General features: G+C 56.2%; 20 protein-coding genes. 2 read left to right on the top strand and 18 right to left on the bottom strand.

The window, feature by feature from the left end; genetic code table 11:
- Positions 1 to 30: 30 nt before the first annotated feature.
- From ygjK to hpaG, 14 genes are all read right to left on the bottom strand, one after another.
- Positions 31 to 2,274: an alpha-glucosidase gene (gene ygjK / locus QMG90_RS18645; RefSeq protein ID WP_283281157.1), complete on the bottom strand. Its 2,244-nt coding sequence runs from the start codon at positions 2,272 to 2,274 to the stop codon at positions 31 to 33.
- A 17-nt stretch (positions 2,275 to 2,291) separates the two neighbouring features.
- Complete coding sequence (ygjJ, locus tag QMG90_RS18640) at positions 2,292 to 3,353, bottom strand: protein YgjJ (RefSeq protein WP_283281156.1); 1,062 nt, start codon at positions 3,351 to 3,353, stop codon at positions 2,292 to 2,294.
- 12 nt (positions 3,354 to 3,365) lie between these two features.
- On the bottom strand, positions 3,366 to 4,799 hold the full coding sequence (locus QMG90_RS18635; protein WP_283281155.1) for an amino acid permease: 1,434 nt from the start codon (positions 4,797 to 4,799) through the stop codon (positions 3,366 to 3,368).
- Positions 4,800 to 4,859: 60 nt separating this feature from the next.
- Positions 4,860 to 5,309, bottom strand: coding sequence for a beta-galactosidase subunit beta (locus QMG90_RS18630; RefSeq protein ID WP_283281154.1), 450 nt, complete (start codon positions 5,307 to 5,309; stop codon positions 4,860 to 4,862).
- Complete coding sequence (gene ebgA, locus QMG90_RS18625; protein WP_283281153.1) at positions 5,306 to 8,398, bottom strand: beta-galactosidase subunit alpha; 3,093 nt, start codon at positions 8,396 to 8,398, stop codon at positions 5,306 to 5,308. The genes QMG90_RS18630 and ebgA overlap by 4 nt, the downstream gene beginning before the upstream one ends.
- Positions 8,399 to 8,594: 196 nt before the next feature.
- Positions 8,595 to 9,578: a transcriptional regulator EbgR gene (ebgR, locus tag QMG90_RS18620; protein ID WP_283281152.1), complete on the bottom strand. Its 984-nt coding sequence runs from the start codon at positions 9,576 to 9,578 to the stop codon at positions 8,595 to 8,597.
- Between the two features lie 160 nt (positions 9,579 to 9,738).
- Positions 9,739 to 10,629, bottom strand: a complete 891-nt coding sequence (hpaA, locus tag QMG90_RS18615) for a 4-hydroxyphenylacetate catabolism regulatory protein HpaA (protein WP_283281150.1) — start codon at positions 10,627 to 10,629, stop codon at positions 9,739 to 9,741.
- Between the two features lie 9 nt (positions 10,630 to 10,638).
- Entirely contained in the window at positions 10,639 to 11,991 is a 1,353-nt protein-coding gene (hpaX, locus tag QMG90_RS18610) for a 4-hydroxyphenylacetate permease (RefSeq protein WP_283281149.1), read from the bottom strand.
- Positions 11,992 to 12,012: 21 nt separating this feature from the next.
- Positions 12,013 to 12,810: a 4-hydroxy-2-oxoheptanedioate aldolase gene (gene hpaI, locus QMG90_RS18605; protein ID WP_283281148.1), complete on the bottom strand. Its 798-nt coding sequence runs from the start codon at positions 12,808 to 12,810 to the stop codon at positions 12,013 to 12,015.
- Positions 12,811 to 12,820: 10 nt separating this feature from the next.
- On the bottom strand, positions 12,821 to 13,624 hold the full coding sequence (gene hpaH, locus QMG90_RS18600) for a 2-oxo-hept-4-ene-1,7-dioate hydratase (RefSeq protein ID WP_283281146.1): 804 nt from the start codon (positions 13,622 to 13,624) through the stop codon (positions 12,821 to 12,823).
- Between the two features lie 101 nt (positions 13,625 to 13,725).
- Positions 13,726 to 14,106, bottom strand: a complete 381-nt coding sequence (locus QMG90_RS18595; RefSeq protein ID WP_283281143.1) for a 5-carboxymethyl-2-hydroxymuconate Delta-isomerase — start codon at positions 14,104 to 14,106, stop codon at positions 13,726 to 13,728.
- Positions 14,107 to 14,115: 9 nt separating this feature from the next.
- Entirely contained in the window at positions 14,116 to 14,967 is an 852-nt protein-coding gene (gene hpaD / locus QMG90_RS18590; RefSeq protein WP_283281142.1) for a 3,4-dihydroxyphenylacetate 2,3-dioxygenase, read from the bottom strand.
- A gap of 1 nt (position 14,968) precedes the next feature.
- Complete coding sequence (gene hpaE, locus QMG90_RS18585; protein ID WP_283281139.1) at positions 14,969 to 16,435, bottom strand: 5-carboxymethyl-2-hydroxymuconate semialdehyde dehydrogenase; 1,467 nt, start codon at positions 16,433 to 16,435, stop codon at positions 14,969 to 14,971.
- On the bottom strand, positions 16,432 to 17,733 hold the full coding sequence (gene hpaG / locus QMG90_RS18580) for a 4-hydroxyphenylacetate degradation bifunctional isomerase/decarboxylase (protein ID WP_283281138.1): 1,302 nt from the start codon (positions 17,731 to 17,733) through the stop codon (positions 16,432 to 16,434). The genes hpaE and hpaG overlap by 4 nt, the downstream gene beginning before the upstream one ends.
- Positions 17,734 to 18,005: 272 nt before the next feature.
- Between hpaG and hpaR the strand changes: the two genes are divergently transcribed.
- Positions 18,006 to 18,449, top strand: coding sequence for a homoprotocatechuate degradation operon regulator HpaR (gene hpaR / locus QMG90_RS18575; protein ID WP_283281136.1), 444 nt, complete (start codon positions 18,006 to 18,008; stop codon positions 18,447 to 18,449).
- A 3-nt stretch (positions 18,450 to 18,452) separates the two neighbouring features.
- On the opposite strand, the gene QMG90_RS18570 is transcribed toward hpaR, so the two are convergent.
- Genes QMG90_RS18570 through QMG90_RS18560 form a run of 3 tightly spaced genes read right to left on the bottom strand, consistent with a single transcriptional unit; the run spans position 18,453 to position 20,623 of the window.
- Positions 18,453 to 18,698, bottom strand: coding sequence for a putative Se/S carrier protein (locus QMG90_RS18570; protein WP_283281134.1), 246 nt, complete (start codon positions 18,696 to 18,698; stop codon positions 18,453 to 18,455).
- Positions 18,698 to 19,462 (bottom strand): putative 2-hydroxyacyl-CoA dehydratase activator YjiL, encoded by a 765-nt coding sequence (yjiL, locus tag QMG90_RS18565; RefSeq protein ID WP_283281133.1) that lies wholly within the window; start codon positions 19,460 to 19,462, stop codon positions 18,698 to 18,700. Before yjiL ends, QMG90_RS18570 begins: the two co-directional genes overlap by 1 nt.
- 9 nt (positions 19,463 to 19,471) lie before the next feature.
- Complete coding sequence (locus tag QMG90_RS18560) at positions 19,472 to 20,623, bottom strand: double-cubane-cluster-containing anaerobic reductase (RefSeq protein WP_283281132.1); 1,152 nt, start codon at positions 20,621 to 20,623, stop codon at positions 19,472 to 19,474.
- 569 nt (positions 20,624 to 21,192) lie between these two features.
- Here QMG90_RS18560 and QMG90_RS18555 point away from each other — a divergent pair.
- Positions 21,193 to 21,351, top strand: coding sequence for a hypothetical protein (locus QMG90_RS18555; protein ID WP_283281130.1), 159 nt, complete (start codon positions 21,193 to 21,195; stop codon positions 21,349 to 21,351).
- A 63-nt stretch (positions 21,352 to 21,414) separates the two neighbouring features.
- Here the strand turns inward: QMG90_RS18555 and QMG90_RS18550 are convergent, their stop codons facing one another.
- Positions 21,415 to 22,341: a LysR family transcriptional regulator gene (locus QMG90_RS18550; RefSeq protein WP_283281129.1), complete on the bottom strand. Its 927-nt coding sequence runs from the start codon at positions 22,339 to 22,341 to the stop codon at positions 21,415 to 21,417.
- Positions 22,342 to 22,413: the final 72 nt, after the last annotated feature.

Below are 22,413 nucleotides of genomic sequence, written 5' to 3'. Positions count from 1 at the left end.
GGTGGCGCAGCGCCACCGGGCAACGCGGCGTTATGATTTTCTGAAAAAATCGTTATACAACATGTATAAATGCGCGGCGCTCCAGGAGAAATTGGGTGCGCCCTGCTGATCGCCAGTCAGCGGATTGTAGTTTTCCTGAATTGGGCCGTCGGCGGTCAGCCCTTTCGCATGTTTAAAAAATTTGTCGGCAAGCTGCAACGCCTCCTCACGATAGCCATATTGCGCCATGCCTTTTAGCCCAAACCAGAACTGATCCACCCACACCCGGCCACGCCAGTAGATGTCTGCCCCAAAGGCCGGATTGGTCAGCGCCGCCGTTCCCAGTGGAACGAACGTGTTGAATTCGTTGGGATCCAGCATCACCTTCACCACCGCATCGGCGTGTTCCTGCGTGGCGGCGCCGTTAAACAGCGGCGACCAGCCTTCCGGCCCTTTGCCGCGTTCCACAATGGGTTTGCCCGCGCAGCCGTTAGCCAGCGGTTTGTCTGCAATACGAATGTCGTAATAGAAACCGCTCTGCGCATCAAACATGCAGGTATTGATGTATTCTGCAAGGCGCGTCGCCAGTTGGCGGTAGCGTTCGGCATCGGCGGTTTTGCCGAGTATTGTCGCCATTTCCGCCAGATAATGGTTATCGCTGTACATGTAGCTGGCCTGATCGACCGACTCCTGCATCAGCGAGTAACCGAGCAGCGTGCCGTCTTTATGCCGGTTTTCGCTGACGTTCACCGTCCAGTCGCCCGGTTTACCGCCTTTTACCACGTAGTTATCCAGTTGATCGTTGTCGATAAAACCAAAAGTGGCGGCATCATCGCGCCCCGATTCCCAGGAGGCGGCGGTCAGGATCTCAGCCGTAGAATTATTTGCTTTGTCGTGGGTCGCGCCGTATTCCGGCACGCCATTGCCATTGTGATCGCGGTTACGCAGCCACCAGTCGTGGTAGGCCACCAGCTTCGGATACATCTCCTCCAGCCACGCCTTGTCTTTCGTGACGTTATAAACCTCCATCACCGACCATGCCGCCAGGCTCGGCTTGGTGTTGCGCTCGTTCCAGTTGCCGCCGTCGCCGCCGCGTTCCGGGCTCAGATTCCAGGCGATGAGATCCGGGATAAACCCGGCATCCTGCGGGCGAACAGGATCGTCAGGCGTGATCTGCCAGGAAAAAACGGCGCGGATATTCTCTTTGGCGATCTGCGGATTAAAGTGCGCCATAGCGTAGGCCTGTTTCCAGGTATCCCACGGCCAGGTCTGATTGCCGGAGAACCAGCGGCCGGTCACCGACGGCGTGACGGTATTGTATTTCACCGCGCCGCCCGGCGAACGCCAGTTGCCATTCAGGGTTTCAATGGCTTTGACTGCCACGCGCGTCTGCTCTGGCGTGGCATTGGGGTTGCTTAACCCTTTTTGCAGGTAGTTTTCCCAGCGCTGCTCTGACGCCTGCAGATAAAACGCCGGGCGCGCCAGAATATCGCGGATTTGCGCTTTTTCATGGTTGACGTCGGCGGCAGTCAGCAGATGGGAATATGTCGTGTAGAGCGTGGTCGAGCCGCTGATGTGAGCGGTGCTGGTAAAGCGGTGTCCGTCGATACGGGTTTGTGCCGGTATCGAGCGATGCACCTGATATTCCGATTCGCCGGAGGTCATCAGATCTGACGAGGCGCGGACTTTGCCAAACGTCACTTTCAGGCCATCCGGGGTGGCGACGATTTGCCGTTTGTAGCCAGGAAATGCGCCATCGATGGTTTTATCCGATGGCGACTTACCCGCTTTCGCCTGCAATTTTTCAAGTAGCTCGCCATCCCACACCAGCGTCAGCGGCGTGTCACTGCTGATGTGCGTTTCCAGCAGCGACGTGCGGGGACTGGCGAAGCACAGCGTCATTTTCACCTGCACGCCTTTTGCGGTCAGCGTTTGCATCAGTGCGCCAGGAATGCTCCAGGCCTGGAGGGAGAAATCGACTTTTTTGCCGTTACGGTACACCGACAGCCGGTCAAAATTGGTCGCCATAAAGTTGATGTACTCTTCGGTCAGCAGCGCCGGGCCGGGAAAACCGCCCTGGCTTTGCGGGCCGTCCGGTAACAGGTGACCATGCCAGGCGCCGAAATCGAAAAACGGGCTGAATCGCTGGTGGTCGTCAGCATCGAAATCCTGCATATAGTGCGGCGCACCGGTGCGGTTGATGATGTTCTTATAATCATTTGCCGTGGCGGCGTGGGCGGAAAGGCTCAGCAGCAGCGCGCAGGCCAGCGGCCCCGGCAGGGTTTTTAGTTTCATGGTGATCGCGTCCCTTATTACCAGTAGAAATATTGCATCAGAAAAATTTTATCGCTCGGATCGCCCGACGCGTTCTGCATGTAAAACCGGCTGTCGAAGGCGGTGGCAAAACGCCCGCCGCCGTATTCGTACCAGATGCCGAACTGCATAAACGAGGTGGTTTCGTCGGCGGCGTTGTCCGGCCGGTGTTTTGCGTAGCTGTATGCGGTGGAGAGGTAAACCCCTTTCAGTGCTTCGACCATCGCACTGACCATATAACCGGTTTCACTGCCGGACGTGTCCTGGCCGTTAGCGCGCCCGGTATGATGCCAGGCGCGGGCGGCGAGGTTAGGGGAAAGTAGCCCGGTTAAAAACAGCTGCCCGGTGCCATCGGTCACTTCCAGACCGTTCATCCAGGTCACACCTTCGGCGAGATCGTACTGGACATAGCCGTTCATCATTGCCGGATAGGTGTACTTGTCGTCGTAGCGATCATATTTGCCGAAATGCAGCCAGGCTTTGCTTTCGTCGTGATGCCCGGCAGGTGTGGCCGTCACGCTGTAGCGCAGTTTGCCGGTAAGGTTCTGCACCTTCAGGGCGTACATGATGTCGCGGGTATTGGGGATCACGTAGCCGAGATCGGGCGTGAAATCACCCCACCATTGCAGATCGTCGAGGGAGGAGTCCTGGCGCAGACTGAGCATCGTCTCGGTGCCGTTGTCGCTGCGGTAGCCGCCGTACAGGCGGTTAAGCCCGCCTTCGAAACCGCCCCAGCTGTGATCCGGTACCCAGGCATTGCCCTGGTGGTCGGCCTGGACTGTCCAGCCTTCACCGTAAATCAGGCCGAACCACGAGCCATATTTCATTTCGAGGCCGCCTTCAATGTAGGTGCCGTCGCTGTATTTGTGTTTGTCCGGCCCTTCAAGATCCATATAGCCGCCAAGCCCCATTTCACCGTAAAAACGATACGATGCTTGTGCCAGTTCCGGCGTGCGGGTGTCGTCATGTTCGGCGGGGCGAACCTCTTCTGCGGTAGTCGGGAAAGCGCAGCAGAAGGACAGGGCACAGAGCGCCCTGTAAAAATAAGTGCGTATTTTCATGGGTTGTTGTTCTTATTGAAGAGTGGAAGCGGGAGCCGCCTCAGTGGCTTGTTCTTTTGCCGTGAGTCCTTTGACGTATTTGCTGTATTTCCACCAGGCAAAGCCGAGGAAAATCACAATGCCGCCAACGTTATAGAAAATGATCGTCAGAATATGGCCGCCAGTCGGGAAGGTGGAGGCTACAAAACCGATGGTAAAAATCACAATCAACATGGAGACGATGATCATGCCGGTCGTGCGGGAGCCCATTTTGAAATCGCGCGGCAGGTGGTCGAGCTTACGGCGCAGATTCAGATAGGCAAGCATGATGAACAGTGGCGGCAGCATTGATGCGGCGGCAGTCATGTTGATCACCGTGTTCATCAGATCCTGCGCAGTGTTAGAGCCCATGGTCGGGATGATCATCAACGGAATGACGATCAAATACTGGATCCACGCCGCGCGTGCCGGAACGCCGTTCTCGTTCAGTTCAACGGTCTTTTTACCAAAAATACCGGCCGGGATTTCAGAGAAGAAAATTTTAACGGGCGTAGCGGTCCACATCAGTAGCGAGCCAAACATGGCGGTGAAAGAGACCAGCCCGACGAAGCGGTTCATCAGCACTTCCGGCAGGCCGAAATAAACCGCCAGCCCGTGGAAAACCTGCACTGAGCCACCGGTAAATTTCAGTTCCTTGCTGCTGATAAAGACGTTAATCAACACGGAAGAGATGGAGTAAAGCACGCCGATGAAGATCCCGGCGAGGATGATCACTTTGACGAAAGATTTCGAGCCGCCTTTAACATCATTCACGTAAACCGCGACGGATTCAGCGCCGCCCGCCGCCATGAAGATCCAGGTGGTGATGCCAAGGAACGCCCAGCTAAAATCCGGGATCATGGCATCGACAGTGATAGGATCTACTGGCTGTACGCCGCCCACTAGCGCGGTGCCGGCCAGTAAAATGTAGGAGAGCGTCAGCAACAGCATCAGCGTCGACGTTACGGAAGTGATCGGCCCGAGCATTTTCGCGCCGTTGGTCGATACCCACGTCGAGAAGGCAAACAGCACCATGCTCAGCACCGTGGTGGCAAATGGCGTCAGAATGTACTCATAGCCCAAAAACGCATAAGAGGCGTAGGCAATAACGCGCGGTAATAATGAGGTGAAGAAGAACAGGTTAACGAACCAGTAGGTGTAAGCGGTGATGAATGCCCAGCGGCCGCCGAGCGAACTTTTCACCCACGCGTAAACACCGGCTTCCGAGTTTTTATTCAGCGACACAAATTCCGCGATGATTAAGCAGAAGGGAATAAAGTAAAAAATCGTCGCCAGAAAGAACATCGGCGCGGATGCCAGCCCCAGTTCGATGTTGTTATTAATGACGTTGTTAAAACTAAACACGGCGGCAAACGTCAGCGACAGCAGGCCGAATTTGCCGATGGTATTGCGCTTCGTATCAGACATAACGGTCGTTCTCCAGGTACAGGGAGGATAGCGGCGCTACATTGACGCCGCCCGATGTTTTTATTTGTTATGGAAGTAACCGTCTTCGATGGTCACTTTGAGTACGACTTTCTTCACGGCGGCATCACAGATGAAGCGGTAAGCTTCTTCGTTATCGAAAATCACTATCTGGCCTTCATGCACCTGCACGGTTTCACCGCAGCCTTTCAGGTATTCGCGATCGGTTTCATCGCGATAGCACGCCACCTCCTGCAACTGGCTTTTCGCCGCCACTTCGATTTTTTGCGATCCCTGCAGGTAGTAATGCACGTCGAAATAGCGACGATGACCGACGAACAGCGCATCGGTGGTGGTGTCGGTGGTCACGCGATAGGCCAGCGAGTCGCCAATGGAATGCGCCACGCCGGGCTGAATGTTGTCGATGTTTTCAATCGCCTCAAGGCAGCGCTGCCACTTGCGCCCTGAAGGGTAAAGGGCGCGGAACTGGTCAAGGTTGTCGAGAATTCTCATTTTTCTGCCTCGCTGTGCGGAACCGTGGAAAAGAAACTGTCGCCAAAGGCCTGACTGGCTAATGCCTGCGAGGTGGCGGTACCGCCGTCCAGCGGCAGCAGGGTAAAGCCGTAGCGGAAAGGGGTGAACCATACACGCCAGCTGTCGAGCACTTCGCTGCCCCAGGAGTTGGAGCCAAGCCCCAGCAACTGGTGATCCAGATTGAGCGTGATGTCGTCGCGTCGAATCAGTTCGTTGCAATGCTGTGCGGCGTGAAGGTCTTCGGCGTGATAATGCCAGGCGCTGAAGTGAATGGGGGCCTGTGGCACCACCAACAGTCCGCAGCCGTGGCGGTTGGTCAACGATGCCCAGCGGACGTGCTGACGGTTGCCGTTGTTCTGCGGGAACGGGTAGTTCTCGAACATGTCGTCCACGGTACTGCGCCAGACGTCGATAATGTTAGCCTGCTGGCTGTCGGGGTAATTCTCGCCAGGGCCGCGTCCGTAATACGCCACCTGGTCAAAATCGCCGTTGATGCCAAGGGTGAAGCCGATGCACGGAATGATGTGCGGGTAATCACCGTAGCGTTCGCCGGAGAGTTCAATGTTCAACTGCCCGTCGGCAGTTACTCGCCAGCGATAAGTACAACGCATGCCAAAATCAAATACCGGTGGCGCAATGATGCTGCGGGTGGTGATGAACACCGCGTCATCGCGGGTTTCCACTACAAAATCGCGCAAGTGCTCCTGCATAATTTGCAGGTGATTTGGCTGCCACAGCCCTTCGTACTCCTGCTTGTGGTTATCGATCATTGGCTTGAAGAAAGTGATCTTCGGTTCGCGGGTGATGCGTTCCTCGCCGTTAACCTGCCAGGAAATGAGCTTGCCGGTCACGCGCGAAAAAACGAGGCGGAAATTATGGCCAGTAATCACGCATTCCAGCCGCTGATCGTCCAGCTTCAGCGGCGTTGCGGCAGGATGTACCCACGGTGCGTCACAGGCGGTACGTGCCTTCAGTGGGAACTGGTAGATGGCGATTTCATGGCCCGCTTCGCTGTAGCGGGTGCGCGAGTCGCGGGTGACGCGAATATTGACAAAGGCTTCACGTTCATCGAGCGCGGGCAAGGTGAAGGTGATTGTGCGGCCGCTGTTCGGCGCCAGATCAGCGGCTTTCAACTGCTGGCTGGACAGCGTTTCACCTTCTGCCCGCACTTCTACATGCAGGGTGTAATCGGCGAGTGTGGTGAACCACAATTTGTTTTCGACCCGCAGCTCGCCGCGTGACAGATCTCCCGCCGCGATCTTCACCGGGGCGATCACCTGTTTGTACTCTTTCAGGCCCGGGCCCGGGGTTTGATCGGAATAGATCAGTCCATCAAGGCAGAAGTTGTAGTTATTGGGATAGTCGCCGTAGTCGCCGCCGAATTTATAGAACACCTCGCCGCTGGCGTCCCGCGCCTGAATACCGTGATCGCACCACTCCCAGACGAAATGACCCTGCAGGCAGTCGTGACGATAGAAAACATTCTGGTACTCGCTAAGACCGCCGGGGCCGTTGCCCATCGCGTGGGCGTATTCGCAGATAATGCGTGGCTTAGCGTGCGGGTATTCGCCGAATTCGTTCATCAACGGTACGCGGGTATACATGGTGGAGATAATGTCCACCACTTCTGCGTCCCGGTCTTCTTCGTAGTGGATCAGCCGAGTGTCGTCGAGCGTTTTGGTGGCACGGGCCATTGCGCGAATGTTGCAGCCGTAGCCGGATTCATTACCAAGCGACCAGATGATGATTGACGGATGGTTTTTCTGGGCCTGCACGTGACGCACAATACGTTCAACGTAGACCGGTTCCCATTCAGGATCGTCGGTGATGCGGCTGAGATCGCCAACGTTGGCGAAGCCGTGAGACTCGACGTCGGTTTCCGCCATCACGAACAGGCCGTAGATATCGCACAGCTCATAAAAGCGCGGATCGTTCGGGTAATGCGCAGTACGTACCGAGTTGATGTTGTGCTGCTTCATCAGGATAAGATCCCGCTCCACGCGATCCATCCCCACCGCACGGCCCTTCAGATGATCGTTATCGTGGCGGTTGACGCCATGCAGCATCAGGTAGCGATTGTTGACGTAGAACAGGCCATCACGCACTTTGATGTCGCGAAAGCCGACACGCTGTGGGATGACTTCGAGGATCTCACCGCGATGATCTTTTAGTGTCATCACCAGATGGTAAAGGTACGGATCTTCCGCTGACCACTGACGCGGGTGCTTAACCGGAATAGCGAATTGCGCGCTGTGTTGCTGTATGACGCGAAGCGTATCCAGTATGCCCTGATGCAGAATGTCATTGCCATCGAACAAGGCATATTCCAGTGTCAGGTCTGCGCACGTCGCCGCCAGGTTTTCCAGCTCCAGTTGGCAGGAGAGCGTGGCGCTCTGGTAGTCGTCGCTGAAATCGGTTCTGACGGTGAAATCCTGCACGTGCGCTTGCGTTTTCCCCACCAGATAAACGTCACGGAAAATGCCCGCCGACCACCACATGTCCTGATCTTCAATGTAGGTAGAGTCCGCCCATTGCATCACGCGAACGCAAAGCAGGTTTTCGCCTGTTGTGACGGCATCGGTAATGTCGAACTCAGCCGTCAGGCGACTGCCCTTGCTGAAACCGATGTAGCGGCCGTTCACGTAGACTTCAAAATAGGTCTCAACACCGTCGAATTTAATGATCGTCTGCTTGCCCTGCCAGCCGTCAGCAAGGGTAAACGTGCGCTGATAGGCGCCGGTCGGGTTGTCCGTAGGGACGTAAGGCACGTCGATCGGGAAGGGAAAACCTTCATCGGTGTATTGCAACTTACCGTGACCTTCCATCTGCCACATGCCGGGAACGGTGATGGTGCTCCAGTCGGCCATCATTTCGGTAGTAAAGGTTTCTGGCACCCGCAACGGGTTGTCGAAAAGGCGAAAGTTCCACTGACCGCTGAGTAACTGAAAAAGCGTACTGGCTTCGCGGACGAAGGTGCGCGCCTGCGCAACGGAAGGGTATGAGAAAAAGTAAGCTCGCGGGGGGAGCCGGTTTTCGTGCGTCAGTTGAATATTTTCCCAGCGATTCATGTCATCTCCCTGTGGGGTAAAACATCATTGCCGGGATTTTAGTAAATATTTTACTAAATAAAATCAGTAAAAATGATTATCTTTAACTTGATCACGAAAAAGAAAAACAGGTGCGGGAATTATGTAGGCCGGGCAAACGAAGATCCGCCCGGCAATACCCGGCGGCGCGGCGCTTACCGGGCATTGGCGGCTGGAATTAACGTGTAGTACCGCGTAGCTTGAGTTTGCTGGGGACAAACACCTGCAACGGCAGGGCGCGGCCGTCGCGGGCTTTCTCGATCAACAGGTTAACGCCCTGGCTGCCCATCATTTCTGAATGGATGCGCACCGTCGAGAGCGGCGGGAAGGTGAAACGGGCTGTCGGAATATCGTTCACGCTGATGAGCGAAATGTCGTCGGGAATGCGTAGCCCTTTTTCATGAATGGCGCGCAGCACGCCGATGGCAATGGAATCCGACGCCACAAACAGCGCCGCCGGCCATGTCTCGCCGCTCAGCATTTTTTTTGCCTGTGCATAACCTGATGAGCTGGAAAAACCGCCTCGCCAGATATCTTTTTCCGAGACCACGCCCTTCAGACGGCCATAGTCGACAAACGCCGCTTCGCGAATGTCCGCTTTGCCGGGCTCGTCTTCGCCGCCGATAAAACCAATGCGCTTCGCTCCCTGCGCGATAAAGAAATCAATGATCTCTTTACTGATGCGCGCCAGATCGATGTCGACTGCGTCATAGTCGCTACCGGCCTCGTGAAAGTCGATAAAACAGATATTGTCAGTCAGTGCGGCGGCAGCCTGACGCACGCTGGCGCCGGGCTTGCCGACAATCAAAATGCCGGTGATACGTTTAAGTTCCGGCAGCGCCGCGCTGGCGTAGCAGTTGGTCAGTTCGATGCCGAGCTTATCGCACTGTGTCTCGATACCATGGCGAATAGCAAGATAGTAGGGATCGTTGATCTCCAGTTCTTGATGATAACTGTAGAGCGCCAGAATATGCTGCTGCCCCGCCGTACTGACCTGCGTCTTACGAGAACTGCTGCTCTTGTATTCCAGCTTTTCGGCGATCTCCAGAATGCGGTGTTTGGTCTCTTCTTTGACGTTCAGTGTCGGATCGTCATTCAGCACCCGGGAAACGGTCGCCTGGGAAACCTTCGCCTCAGCGGCGATATCTTTAAGTGTTGCCATGGTTGTCCTTGTTCTGCCTTACCACTGTCTGCGCTTGTGTATTGTAAAGGAAGCCGGAGGACATGCATCTGTTTTTAGTAAATAAGCGAGGGTTTTTCAGGGACAACTATTAGGCTTAATTTTAGTAAAAATTTACCCCATCTGCATCGATATGGACGATCTACGACACCGGCACCTGTTTCGCGCGATACGCGCTCGGCGAGCAGCCTGTCAGGCGATTAAAAAAGCGGGCGAAATAGGCCGGATCTTTAAACCCCAGTTGCCAGGCGATTTCATTCACCGCGCTGTCGGAGAAGAGCAGTAGTCGTTTGGCTTCACGCATTTGCCGGTCGAAAATCAGCCGTTTGGGCGGGCGGTTGGCGAAACGGCGGCAGATATCCGTCAGCCGCGATTCGGTGATATGCAGTTCGCGGGCGTAATCCGGCAGCGTCCAGTGCTGATGGTAGTGCACATCAATCATCTGGGTGAATCGCTGGAACAGCTTTAATTCACCACGCATGCCGCTGGCGGCGTGGTCGTCGAGCTTTGCGTTACGCAGCAGCAGGGTGAACACCGCCTGCGCCAGCAGCACCAGTGTGTGCTCACGCCCCGGCAATCCGGCGGTGGATTCCCGTTTAATCAGTTGCCAGTAATGTGCCAGCGCCGTCAGTTCTTCGGGCTTATCCGCGAGCGACAGGCAGATCCCCGGCAAACCGAACGTTTCCCGCGTGCCGGGGTAGAGCACTTCTAACAGCGGCCAGACCAGATCTTCACGCACCGTCAGCACATGACCATCGCTGTCCGATTCGGTGATAAATGCGTGCGGCACCGACGGCGGCGTCAGCACAAACAGCGGTGCCTGCACTGAGTAACGATGGTCGTCGAGTTGCAGCTCGATCTGCCCGGTATCCAGAAAGTGCATCTGAAAAAACTGGTCGTGGCGATGTGCCTGCATGTCGCGGCCAAAAAAGGCCGCCATGCGTGCAAATGACTGATAATGCACATCTTCACTGCCCAGACTTTCATCGTAATCTTTGCTGATATCAATGTTGGCGATAGTCGGCTGGCACATGGCGGCTCCTTAGTGGATCTTCTGCGGCGCCATGCCTGCTGCGCGTTGACGACTTTCCCGCCGGGTCATCGGAATGCGTGTCAGCACCAGCGCTCCCACAATCAGCAATCCGGCAACAAACCACAACCCTGAACTAAAGCTGCCGGTAGCATCACGCAGAATACCGATCAGCAACGGACTGACGGCGGATCCCACATTACCGATGGCGTTGATCACCGCCAGCGCTACCGCGCGGGACGACAGGCTAATCACCTGGTCTGGCGTGGTCCAGAATATCGCCATGGCGGTAAACGATCCGGTTGAGGCCATAATGATACCCAGCAACTGGATCAGGCTGTGATCGGTGGCCGAGGCCAGCAGCCATCCCGCCGCGGCGAACAGATAGGGCAGGATGGTGTGCTTTTTTCGCTCTTTTAACCTGTCTGAACGACGGCTCCACCAGATCATGCCGAGGATAGTGCAAAACTGTGGGATCGCCGCCAGCAGGCCAATCACAATATTGCTGCTGCCGGTGTTAAAGCTTTGCAGGATCTGTGGCGTCCAGATGTTGATGGCGCTGAGCGTGTTGGTCAGGCAAAAATAGGCCAGCGTGTAGAGCAGCACGGCGGGGGTCAGCACTTCACGCAGAGTGGAGCGCGACGCGAACGTTGGCGAAACCGCCACTTCCTGTTCGCGGGCGATCATTGCTTTGAGTGTCTGTTTTTCCTTCTCATCGAGCCAGGTGGCCTGATCCGGCGTATCGTTGAGAAAGAACCATGTCACCACGCCGAGCACGACAGACGGCAATCCTTCCAGCAGGAACAGCCACTGCCAGCCTTTCAGATCCCACAGTCCATCGAGTGCCAGAATATAGCCGGAGAGGATCGAGCCGAGCATCATCGTCACCGGCATGGCGATCATAAACAGCGCGTTGGCGCGGGCGCGGTGATACGCCGGGAACCACCATGTCAGGTAGACCAGGATCCCTGGTAAAAAACCGGCTTCCGCAATGCCCACCAGCATGCGCAGGATGTACAGCGTATGCGGGCTGGTGGCGAACATGGTGCAGGTAGACGCGATGCCCCACACCACCATGATCCCGGCTATCCAGCGGCGTGCGCCGACTTTGGCCAGCATGATGTTGCTCGGGATCCCACACAGCACGTAGGTGACGTAAAACAGCGTCGCCGCCAGACCAAACATGGTTGACGTCAGACCCAGATCTTTGCCCATCGTCAGCCCGGCGAAGCCGATGTTAATGCGATCGAGAAACGAAAAAACAAACAGAATAAAAAGAAAAACGATCAAACGACGGAACAGCTTATTAATAACGCGATGCTCAATAGCTTTATTATCATTAGGTTGCAGGGTAGAGGTCGTCATGATGCGCTCCACATCGTACGGTTAGTAGACGGATTTATTGTTATTGCCTGACATAACCGGTGTATCGATAAAACGCGCCGCTAACGCTTCGGCGGCGCGGGCGAGTAGTGTGGTATCCACACCGACGGCGACAAACAGCGCGCCGAGTTCAAGGTAGCGTTTAGCAAGCGCTTCGTTGGCCATCAAAATGCCCGGCGCTTTGCCTGCCGTACGGATCTGTGCGATGGCGGTTTCAATGGCGGCCTGCACTTCCGGATGCTGCGGATTACCCGCAAAGCCCATGTCGGCGCTGAGATCCGCCGGACCGATAAACACCCCATCCACACCGTCAACATCCAGAATTTGCGGCAGGTTTTTCAGCGCTTCCCGGGTTTCGATTTGCACCAGCACGCACATGGCGTCGTTGGCGTGTTGCAGATAATCCGGGATGCGGTTCCAGCGCGACGCCCGCGCCAGCGCGCTGCCCACGCCGCGAATGCCAGCGGGTGGATAGCGGGTGGCGCGAACCGCCAGCCGGGCTTCGTCAGCGTTTTGAACCATCGGCACCAGCAGTGTCTGTGCGCCGACATCCAGCAGTTGTTTGATCTGCACCGGATCATTCCACGACGGGCGCACCACCGGCTGGCTGCGGTATGGCGCGACCGCCTGCAACTGGCCTAACACCGTCTGCACGTTGTTGGGCGCGTGCTCGGCGTCGATCAGCAGCCAGTCGAAGCCGCTACCGGCTAACAGTTCGGCGCTGTAACTGCTGCACAATCCCAGCCACAGGCCGATTTGCGGGCGACCCGCTTTCAGTGCGTCTTTAAAGGCGTTATTCATGTTCATCTCCTTACACAAAACGGCAACTGATGGCGCCCATGTTGCCGTAATCGACGTGGAAGGTGTCGCCCTTACGCGCCGGTACCGGGCGGGTAAACGAACCGCCGAGAATGATCTGCCCGGCTTCCAGCTGTACGTCGTGCGGCGCCAGTTTGTTCGCCAGCCACGCCACGCCGTTGGCCGGGTGATTCAGCACGCCTGCCGCGACGCCGGTCTCTTCAATGACGCCGTTGCGATAGAGCAGGGCGGAGATCCAGCGCAGATCCAGTTCGTCAGGCTTAACCGGACGACCGCCGAGGATCACCCCGGCGTTAGCGGCGTTATCGGAGATGGTGTCGAACACTTTGCGCGGGCGCTGGGTTTCGGGATCGACGTTGTGACAGCGGGCGTCGATCAGTTCCAGCGCGGGGATCACGTAGTCGGTGGCGTTGTAAACGTCGAACAGCGTGCAGTTTGGGCCGCGCAGTGGTTTCGCCAGCACAAACGCCAGTTCGACTTCGATGCGTGGCACGATAAAACGATCAGTCGGGATGTCGCTGCCGTCATGAAAAAACATGTCGTCGAGCAGCGCGCCGTAATCCGGTTCGCTGATCTGCGAGCTGGCCTGCATCGCTTTCGAGGTCAGGCCGATTTTATGGCCTTTCAACACGCGGCCTTCGGCAATTTTGAGGTCAACCCATTCACGCTGTACGGCGTAGGCATCGTCAATGGTGATGGTCGGGTAATCGAGCGAGATCGCTCGGATTTGCTCACGCTGTTTTTCGGCCTGATTCAACCGTTGGGCGATCAGGGTTCGGGTCTGTTTATCGAGCATAGTGATTCCTGTGGCAGTGCCGGATGGCGCGTTGCTTACCCGGTCTACGTTCGAAGCCGTTGTAGGCCCGGTAAGCGAAGCGCCACCGGGCAAATCACGCGCTACTTAAATAAGGCGTGCACGTTGTTCTGCTTGTAATTCAGCGTCGGGTGCAACTCGTCGATTTCGAAAGAGAGTGCCAGATAGCGGCTCTCCATCAGCGCGGCGAAATGGGCTTTAATCAGCGCGAATAGTTGTTCACCAACCTGCTGGCGGCTCTCCAGGCTGCGTCCGGCACCAATTTTCAGCGTCATGTGAACAAAGGCGTAGTCATGCTTGCCGTCGGCCATCTGCCACGTGTCCAGCCAGTGGGCGCGGCTACGGATCCCGCCTGTCGGGAAGATGCCAGTGGCGGCGAGCGCGTCGTTCACTTTGGCGAACAGGCCCGGTAAGTCGGCCTGCTCACGGAGGTTGTCAGTACATTCGGCGATAAAATGTGGCATCAGGGATCCTTACGCAGGCAGCGGGAAAACGGCATTGACCTGACCAGTACCGGAGCTGGGGAACAGGTCGGTGATGAACTCCACCTTGCCGTTGTAGTTGTCCCAGCCCAACAGGCCAAGCAGCATCACGGTGTCGTGCATGTTGCCTTCGCCGTAGCAGTAATCGGCGTATTCCGGCAGCATGCTGCAGAACTCCTTGAATTTGCCCTCGCGCCACAGCTTCACGACGCGTTCGTCCATCTGACGATCGAATTCACGGGTGTAGTTGTTCATTCCTTCTTCCGCGCGCTGGTCGTCAATGAAACGGTGCGACAGCGAACCGCTGGCGAGCACCGCCACGGTACCGTCGTATTTTTCGATGGCGCTGAGAATGGCCTCGCCGAGCTTACGGCTGTCGGCAAAATCGTGAACCGTGCAGAACGCCGAAATCGAGATCACCTTGAAATGCCGGTCGCTGTTCATGTAGCGCATCGGCACCAGCGTGCCGTACTCCAGCTTCAGGCTCGGGATGTTGTGCGCTTTGGCACGCACACCACGCGCAATGGCTTCGTCGGCGATAAGCTGACCGAGCGCCGGGTTGCCGTCGTATTCATAGGTCAGATCGCGGATGAAGTGGGGTAACTCGTTGCTGGTGTAGACCCCGGCGAAATGATCCGCGCAGTTGATGTGATAGGCGCTGTTGACCAGCCAGTGAGTGTCGAACACGATGATGGTATCAACGCCCATTTCGCGGCAACGCTTGCTGATCTCTTTATGCCCGTCGATAGCCGACTGGCGGCAACCGTGATTTTTCCCCGGCAACTCAGAAAGATACATCGACGGAACGTGAGTGACTTTGGCAGCTAACGCTAACTTTCCCATCTCAGACTCCCCATTTTGGGATCGGGTGATCGCCCATGGAAATGCAGACATTTTTCATTTCAGCGAACACTTCAAAGCTGTATTCACCCCCTTCGCGACCGGTACCGGACGCTTTCACGCCACCGAACGGCTGGCGCAGGTCGCGTACGTTTTGTGTATTGACGAACACCATTCCGGCTTCAATACCGCGCGCCAGACGCAGCACTTTGCTGACATCCTGGGTCCAGATGTAAGAGGCGAGGCCGTACTCCACGTCGTTCGCCAGCCGTAGCCCTTCGGCTTCGTCTTTGAACGGCAGCAGGCAGGCCACCGGGCCGAAAATCTCTTCCTGTGCCACGCGCATGCGATTGTCGACATCGGCCAGTACCGTCGGGCGCAGGAAATTGCCGCCTTTAAGATGCGCAGGCAGATCAGTGGGTTTGTCCGGCCCGCCCGCCAGTAGCGTCGCACCTTCTTCGATGCCGAGGCGGATGTAGCCGGAGACTTTATCCCAGTGCTGCTGGCTGATAAGCGCCCCAACCTGGGTGTTCGGATCGGTCGGATCACCCACCCGCAGGCGGTTGGCGCGTTCGGCAAAGCGCTTCACAAATTCCGGGTAGATGCTTTGCTGAATGAAGATGCGTGACCCGGCGGTGCAACGTTCGCCATTGAGCGAGAAAATGGTGAACAGTGCGGCATCCAGCGCACGCTCGATGTCGGCGTCTTCAAACACCAGCACCGGCGATTTACCGCCCAGCTCCATCGAATATTTTTTCAGCCCGGCGTTCTGCATGATGCGGCGACCCGTTGCGGTCCCACCGGTGAACGATACGGCGCGTACATCGTGGTGGCGTACCAGCGCATCGCCCGCCGTGGCGCCATAGCCCTGCACCACATTCAGCACGCCCGCCGGAATGCCCGCTTCCAGCGCCAGCTCGCCCAGACGATCGGCGGTCAGCGGCGACAGTTCGGACATTTTCAGCACCGCGGTATTACCGAGTGCCAGGCACGGCGCGACTTTCCAGGTGGCGGTCATAAACGGCACGTTCCATGGCGAGACCAGCGCGCAGACGCCCACCGGTTGCACCAGCGTGTAGTTCAGCATCTTGTCGTCGACCGGGTAGGTTTTGCCGTTCATCTGCTGGCACACTTCGGCGAAGAACTCAAAGTTATGCGACGCGCGTGGGATCAGTACGTTTTTGGTCTGGTGGATGGGCAGACCGGTGTCGGCAGTTTCCATCGCCGCGATGTCCGGCACGTTTTCGTCGATCAGCTCGCCGAGGCGACGCATCAGGCGTGCGCGCTCTTTCATCGGCAGATTGGCCCATTTCGGGAACGCCGCTTTTGCTGCTGCCACCGCCTCGTTGATTTCCACTTCTCCGCCGGACGCCACTTCAGCCAGCACCTCGCCCGTGGCCGGGTTGGTCGAGTGGAAATAGTCATTCCCGGCGACGTTTTTGCCGTTAATCCAGTGATTTATCTTTTTCATTTCAGCGTCTCCTCATACGTCTGCTGGCTGATAATGCGGTTGACCAGGCGGCCCACGCCTTCCACTTCCACCACCACTTCATCGCCCGGTACCACGTCAGACAGCCCTTTCGGCGTGCCGGTGGCGATCATGTCGCCTGGTTGCAGGGTCATAAAATCGCTCAGGTAAGCAATCAGAAAGGGGATGTCGAAAATCAGATCGGCGGTGGTGCCCTGCTGACGCAGTTCGCCGTTAACCCAGGTGCGCAGGGTCAGGTTATGCGGATCAGGAATCGCGGATTTATCGACAATCCACGGGGCGATGGGCGTCAGTGTGTCGCGGCTTTTCACCCGCAGGTTCGGACGGTAATAGTTTTCCAGGTAGTCACGGATGGCATAGTCGTTGCAAAGGGTGTAACCGGCAACGTACTCCATCGCTGTCTCGCGGCTGACGTGGCGGGCGGTTTTGCCGATGACGACCACCAGTTCGGCTTCGTAGTGCATGTAATCGACGTTGTCCGGACGCACAGAGACCTGCTTGTCGCTGGTAAACGAGTTGGCGGCTTTGATAAAAATCAGCGGCTCTTCCGGCGGCTTAAAATCCAGCTCGCTGGCATGATCGGCATAATTCAGGCCGAGCGCAAACAGAGTGCCGCCAGGGTGTGGATGCGGCTCCACAGAGCGAACGTCAATAATGTCGCGTTCGTCCACTACGTGGTTTTCCAGCGGCGGAAAGCCTTCGGCGAGAATGCGTACGTGATCGCCTGGTTGTAATGGAACACGCTGTTGCGGCGTGCCGAGCAGAATGGCGTCGCCAGGTTGCAGGGTGGCGAACTCGCTCAATGCGCAGAGCAGTTCCGCGGCATTGCGTTGTAAATCGGCGGTGTTCCAGCGGTCAGCTTCGCGGCCGTTAATGTCGGTGATGATGGTCAGGTTGTTGACATTATTAAGCGCTGTCATTTCGCCTAACGGGCAGAAGCCGTCGCGGCATTTCGCTTTGATGGCCGGGCGGTAAAAGCTCTCTTCCGGCAGGCTGACCTCGTTAGCCAGCGCATAACCCGCGATGTAGTCCGGCGCCTCGGCGACGCTCACCTGGCTTGCGGTTTTACCGACGATCAGTGCCACCGTCGCACCGCTCAGCACCGTTTCACCCGCGGGATGCGGGATCGCCTCGCCACCGCGGATCACCGTGTTGTGCGGTTTGATAAACCACACCGCCGTTTTCGGCGGCGCGTTATAGGGGGCTTGCCGGAATGCCTGCTGCCAGGCGTCAATTTGGCTGCGATGGTTGAGCGCAACGGCAAAAACAGTGCCTTTCATTCACCACTCCTCAGATCCGTTCTGTGAATTCATTAATATGTTAATGATCATCTTTTATGCCGATGCCATCTTTTTGGCAACTAAAGGTGAATTATTTGTGATCTGTTTAACGATAAATTTACATATGAAAATGGTAGTCGTTATTTTTCAATGGATTAATATTTTTTTCGTAAATCTGGTACACTTCCGGGACTGAAGCGGGCTGCTGGAAAAAGCGCCGTTGCTAAATTATTTATTTATTAATGATTGTTGGGATCTACAGGGTGGCAGCAATGCATGACTCGTTAACCATTGCGTTGTTACAGGCGCGGGAAGCGGCGATGGGCTATTTTCGCCCGATCGTCAAACGACATAACCTCACCGAGCAGCAGTGGCGCATTGTTCGCGTGCTGGCGGAAAATCCGTCGATAGATTTTCACGACCTGGCGTTTCGCACCTGTATTTTGCGCCCGAGTCTGACCGGCATTCTGACGCGCATGGAACGCGATGGCCTGGTGTTGCGGCTCAAGCCGGTGACCGACCAGCGCAAGCTGTACGTGTCGCTGACCAAAGCGGGCTACGCGTTATACGAACATGCGCAATCGCAAGTGGAAGAGGCGTACCGGCAGATAGAAATGGAGTTTACGCCGGAGAAAATGCAGCAACTGACTGCGCTGCTGGAAGAGTTTATCGCGCTGGGCAACCCGCAGGCTGCCGAACGCGACGAAGACGAATAACGCTTACGATGCCGGGAACTGTGCGACGGGGTGGAAATGCTCCTCGTCGCAACGGTAAATACTCTCCGTCAGGCCGGGGATCACCCAGCGTGCGGGATCCTCACCGTGCAGATGAATGCACAAGCCACAGCCGCCACGCAGACCACGCGGAATATCCTTCACCGTAAACGGTTCACCAGCCGCCTGCAGTTTTTTGCGAGTCTGGACCACGCCGAGCGTGGAGTGAAACAGCAAAATGTAATGCGCCATTATCGCCCCCGCTGTCGCTGACCGATCAATGCCGCCCCTATCGCCCCGGCAAACTGCGCGTCGGGGTGGGTGTTGACTTCCGCTCCCAGATGCGCGGAAAGCATCCGCGTAAAAGCATGACAATGGCTGACGCCGCCGGTAAACAGCACTGGCCCCTGCGACGTCAGGCGGGAGATGAAGTTAGCGCTGCGGCGTGCCATGGCATTAATGACGCCCGCCAGAATCGCGTCGGGTGCAATCCCTGCCGAGCGCAGACTGATTACTTCTGACTCAGCAAACACCGTGCACATGCTGGTGATGGCGTGAGGCTCAACGCCCGCGACCAGCGCATCCAGCTCCTCTACACTGGCGCCCAGCGTGCGGGAAATGACGTCAAGAAAACGCCCGGTACCGGCGGCGCATTTGTCGTTCATCAGGAAATCGGTGAGATTGCCGTCCTCATCCAGTTGAATGACTTTGCTGTCCTGGCCGCCGATGTCAATCACCGTGCGGGTTTTCGCCATCAGCAGACGGGCGCCGAGACCGTGACAGGAGATTTCGGTCACCTGCTTGTCAGCAAAATCGACCAGCTGGCGACCGTATCCTGTGAGCGTCAGAAATGGCCGTTCCGCGAGATCGTCGCTCAGTTCACGCCACGCCTGTTCTATCGCCTGCGCCGGACGAAAGGGCGTCGGGCAGAGGAAGCGCCGCAGCAGGGTATTCCCCTCCAGCAGCACGCCCTTGGTGGCGGTGGAACCGGAATCTATGCCTACCGTCAGTGACATTCCCGCTCCTTACAACATTTCAATGAATGCGGCGACACGCGTGCTGAGCTGGCCGATATCGGCGGTGGAGTAATCCGTCTCGATCGCCATGTAGGGAATGTTGTGTTGCTGACGAACGTGGCGTTTGATCGCCAGCGATTCCACGGCATAGGTATGGCAGGCCTGAAGGATCACGTCGATCACCCCGTCTGCCTGATACTCCTCAACCATCTGGCTCAGCAGGGTTAATCGCTGGGTATTGGGCGACAGGCACGAGCAGCCGATCGCCAGATATTTATCCGCCAGCGCTTCCCAGACATCGCCGGTTTCCGCCACGTTACGCTCAGTGGCTTTGGCGCCGGTGCAGTTTTCATAACCGACCACCCAGCCGCCGTTGTCCTCAATGGCGCGCACCACTTTCTCCGCTGCGCCGCCAATCGGGCAACCGGTGATAAGAATGCGCGGACGGGCGTCGAGCCGTTTCCCGGCCTGCCAGTCGGCTTTCACCCGGGCGGTCATTGCGTCCAGTTCGGCAATCAGTGCTTCCTTGTCAAAACGGAAGGTGGCGCCGTAGACCACTTTCAGCAGATCGACGCCGCTCAGCGCAGGCGGATTGAGCTGGCCGAGGCGATAGAAATCAGCCAGCGCGCGGCGCTCGCGGTTTTTCAGCACGATGGCGTCACGCAGCGCGGACTCGTCAATCGTTTTGCCGAAACGCGCTTCAACGGCCTGTTGCAGGCGGCGCATTTCCGCTTTCCACAGGGCGCGTGAGGCGGCATCGTCGGCACTGTTGGGCAACTGCATGACGTGAACCGGTTTGAAGTCCGCCATGTACTCGTACATTTTTTTCTTACCGTCGCAGGTGGTTTCGCCGACCACCAGATCGGAAAAGTAGAAGTAGGGGCATTTGTCGGTTTTGCCAAAGCCGTAGCTGCTTTTAATCAACGGGCAGAGGTTGCGCGGCAGATCCTTCTCCGCTTCTTCGATGGTTTCATCGGAAGTGGAGCACAGTGAAACCACCACGGCGCCCGCCGCCATCGGGATCTCCTGCGGCATAAACGTACAATAGGTGCCGACCAGCGGAATACCGCGATCTTTCAGTTCCATGACGGTGAGAAAGCCTTTCTGGCGAGCTTCTGAGAATTGATCAAACAGGGCGGGTAATTCGGTGATGAGTGACATGCTTTTTCCTTCCCCGTAACACGGGAGATGATGAAAAGAGCAAGCATTATAACCGTAAATTATTTGTGGTTATGTTGATCTGCGACGGGATTCAGAAAACAAAAAAGCCGCTGAAAACAGCGACTTTTTAGGGTGTGCATAACGGGTTAGCGGCCCGTCCGCCCGGCGTAGCAAGCGCCTGACGTTGCGTTTACTCTTGCAATCTAAGCCACATGTGAAGTGTACCCTTCTGTGATGGTTTTTCAACCCATTTACATTAAGAACTGAGAGGTCGATTCTGGAAATATCCGTTCTCATCGAAAGGTTTGCAGGCAAAATAAGTGCGTGGATTAGATGACAGTACCGAGTACGGTTAACGGTGCGCATCTTGCCAGTCGGGTACTTTCTATGAGAGTCCCCGGCTGGCGGGATAGCACTCGCCTTGGGTCTTTCATTGGGGTAGCTCCCACTGGGTATGAAAGCCAAATAACCCCGCCCGCTCTTGCAATCTAAGCCACATCTTTGATTGCACCCGTCATGAACGCCCGGATTAACGGCGGTAGAGTGTGGCGATGCATGGAGGCAGGGTAGTGAAAATATCACGTCGTGATGTGGTCATTATCGTTGTTATCGCGCTTCTCCTGCTCGGTGGCGTTACGCTTAAGGCTGACAGCCTTAAGTTTGACTGCTTCGAGGCTCAGCATATCGAGTTACAGGTTAACGGTGTGGTGCCACGCGCTCAGCAGTAAAGTACCGACGGGGCTGAAAGGCCCCGTCATCAGAAATATTTACCGTTGTTTTTGCTTCCCTTCTCACCCCGGTATCCAACTGTCCCAGGCGGGGATCGGCGCCAGTTCTTCCACCAGGAAATCGATAAACGCGCGCACTTTTGGGTTGCTGTATTTGCTGGGGAAATAGAGCGCATAGAGCGCATGGGTTTCGCAGGTGATGTTGCCGTCAAGCATCAGCGGGGTGATCTCCTCTTTCTGAATGTGATCGCCAATCAGATACGTGGGCAGATACGCGACGCCCTGATCTTCGAGTACTGACTTCAACAATACCAGACTGCTGTTGGCCTGAATGGGCATTCGTACTTTCAACTGGTGCAGCCGCTCCTGATCGTCCGGCACTTTGAGTACTGGCGTCAGACCCGGATAAACCAGACAGTCGTGCTCGACGAGATCAACACGCCGCTGCGGGATGCCTTTTTTTCGCAGATACCCCGGCGATGCGCAATATGCCCAGCGGATGGGCGCGAGTTTGCGCATGGCATAATTTTGTGGCGGCGCCATGGAAATTCGCAGGGCGATATCGTAATCCGCTTCATTCAGGTTCACAAAATTGTCATTCAGATCAATATATAAATTGACGTCCGGACACAGGTTGCGGAATTTATCCACCAGATTGACCAGTCGCGCATAACCGAAGGCAATCGAGCAGGTAATTCGTAATTCTCCCTGCGGATTCTGATAATAACCCGTGGTGGTATTTAGCGCTTCATCAAATTCTTTTAGTAATTTATTGGCGCGATTAAAAAGATATTGCCCGGCATCGGTCAGGGTAATGCTTCTTGTTGTGCGTTTAATTAGCGTTGTACCGAGAATATCTTCCATTGCGGTCAGGCTTTTACTGACTGCTGAGGGGGAAACATTTAATTGTGATGCCGCTTCAGATAATCCGCCACATTCGACAATCCTGACGAAAAATTCCAGATGCTTTAGCGAAATGGGGGTGCTCATTGTTTCCTTCCATTCACAAGTGATTTGCGAAAACGGTACGAATAGCCCGTTACAATCCCATTTGAAACATGC

Origin of the sequence: Trabulsiella odontotermitis (genome assembly GCF_030053895.1) — a bacterium.
Classification (GTDB): domain Bacteria; phylum Pseudomonadota; class Gammaproteobacteria; order Enterobacterales; family Enterobacteriaceae; genus Trabulsiella; species Trabulsiella odontotermitis_C.
The sequence above is the reverse complement of the archived record's forward strand: the minus strand, read 5'-3'. Positions and strand labels throughout refer to the sequence as shown.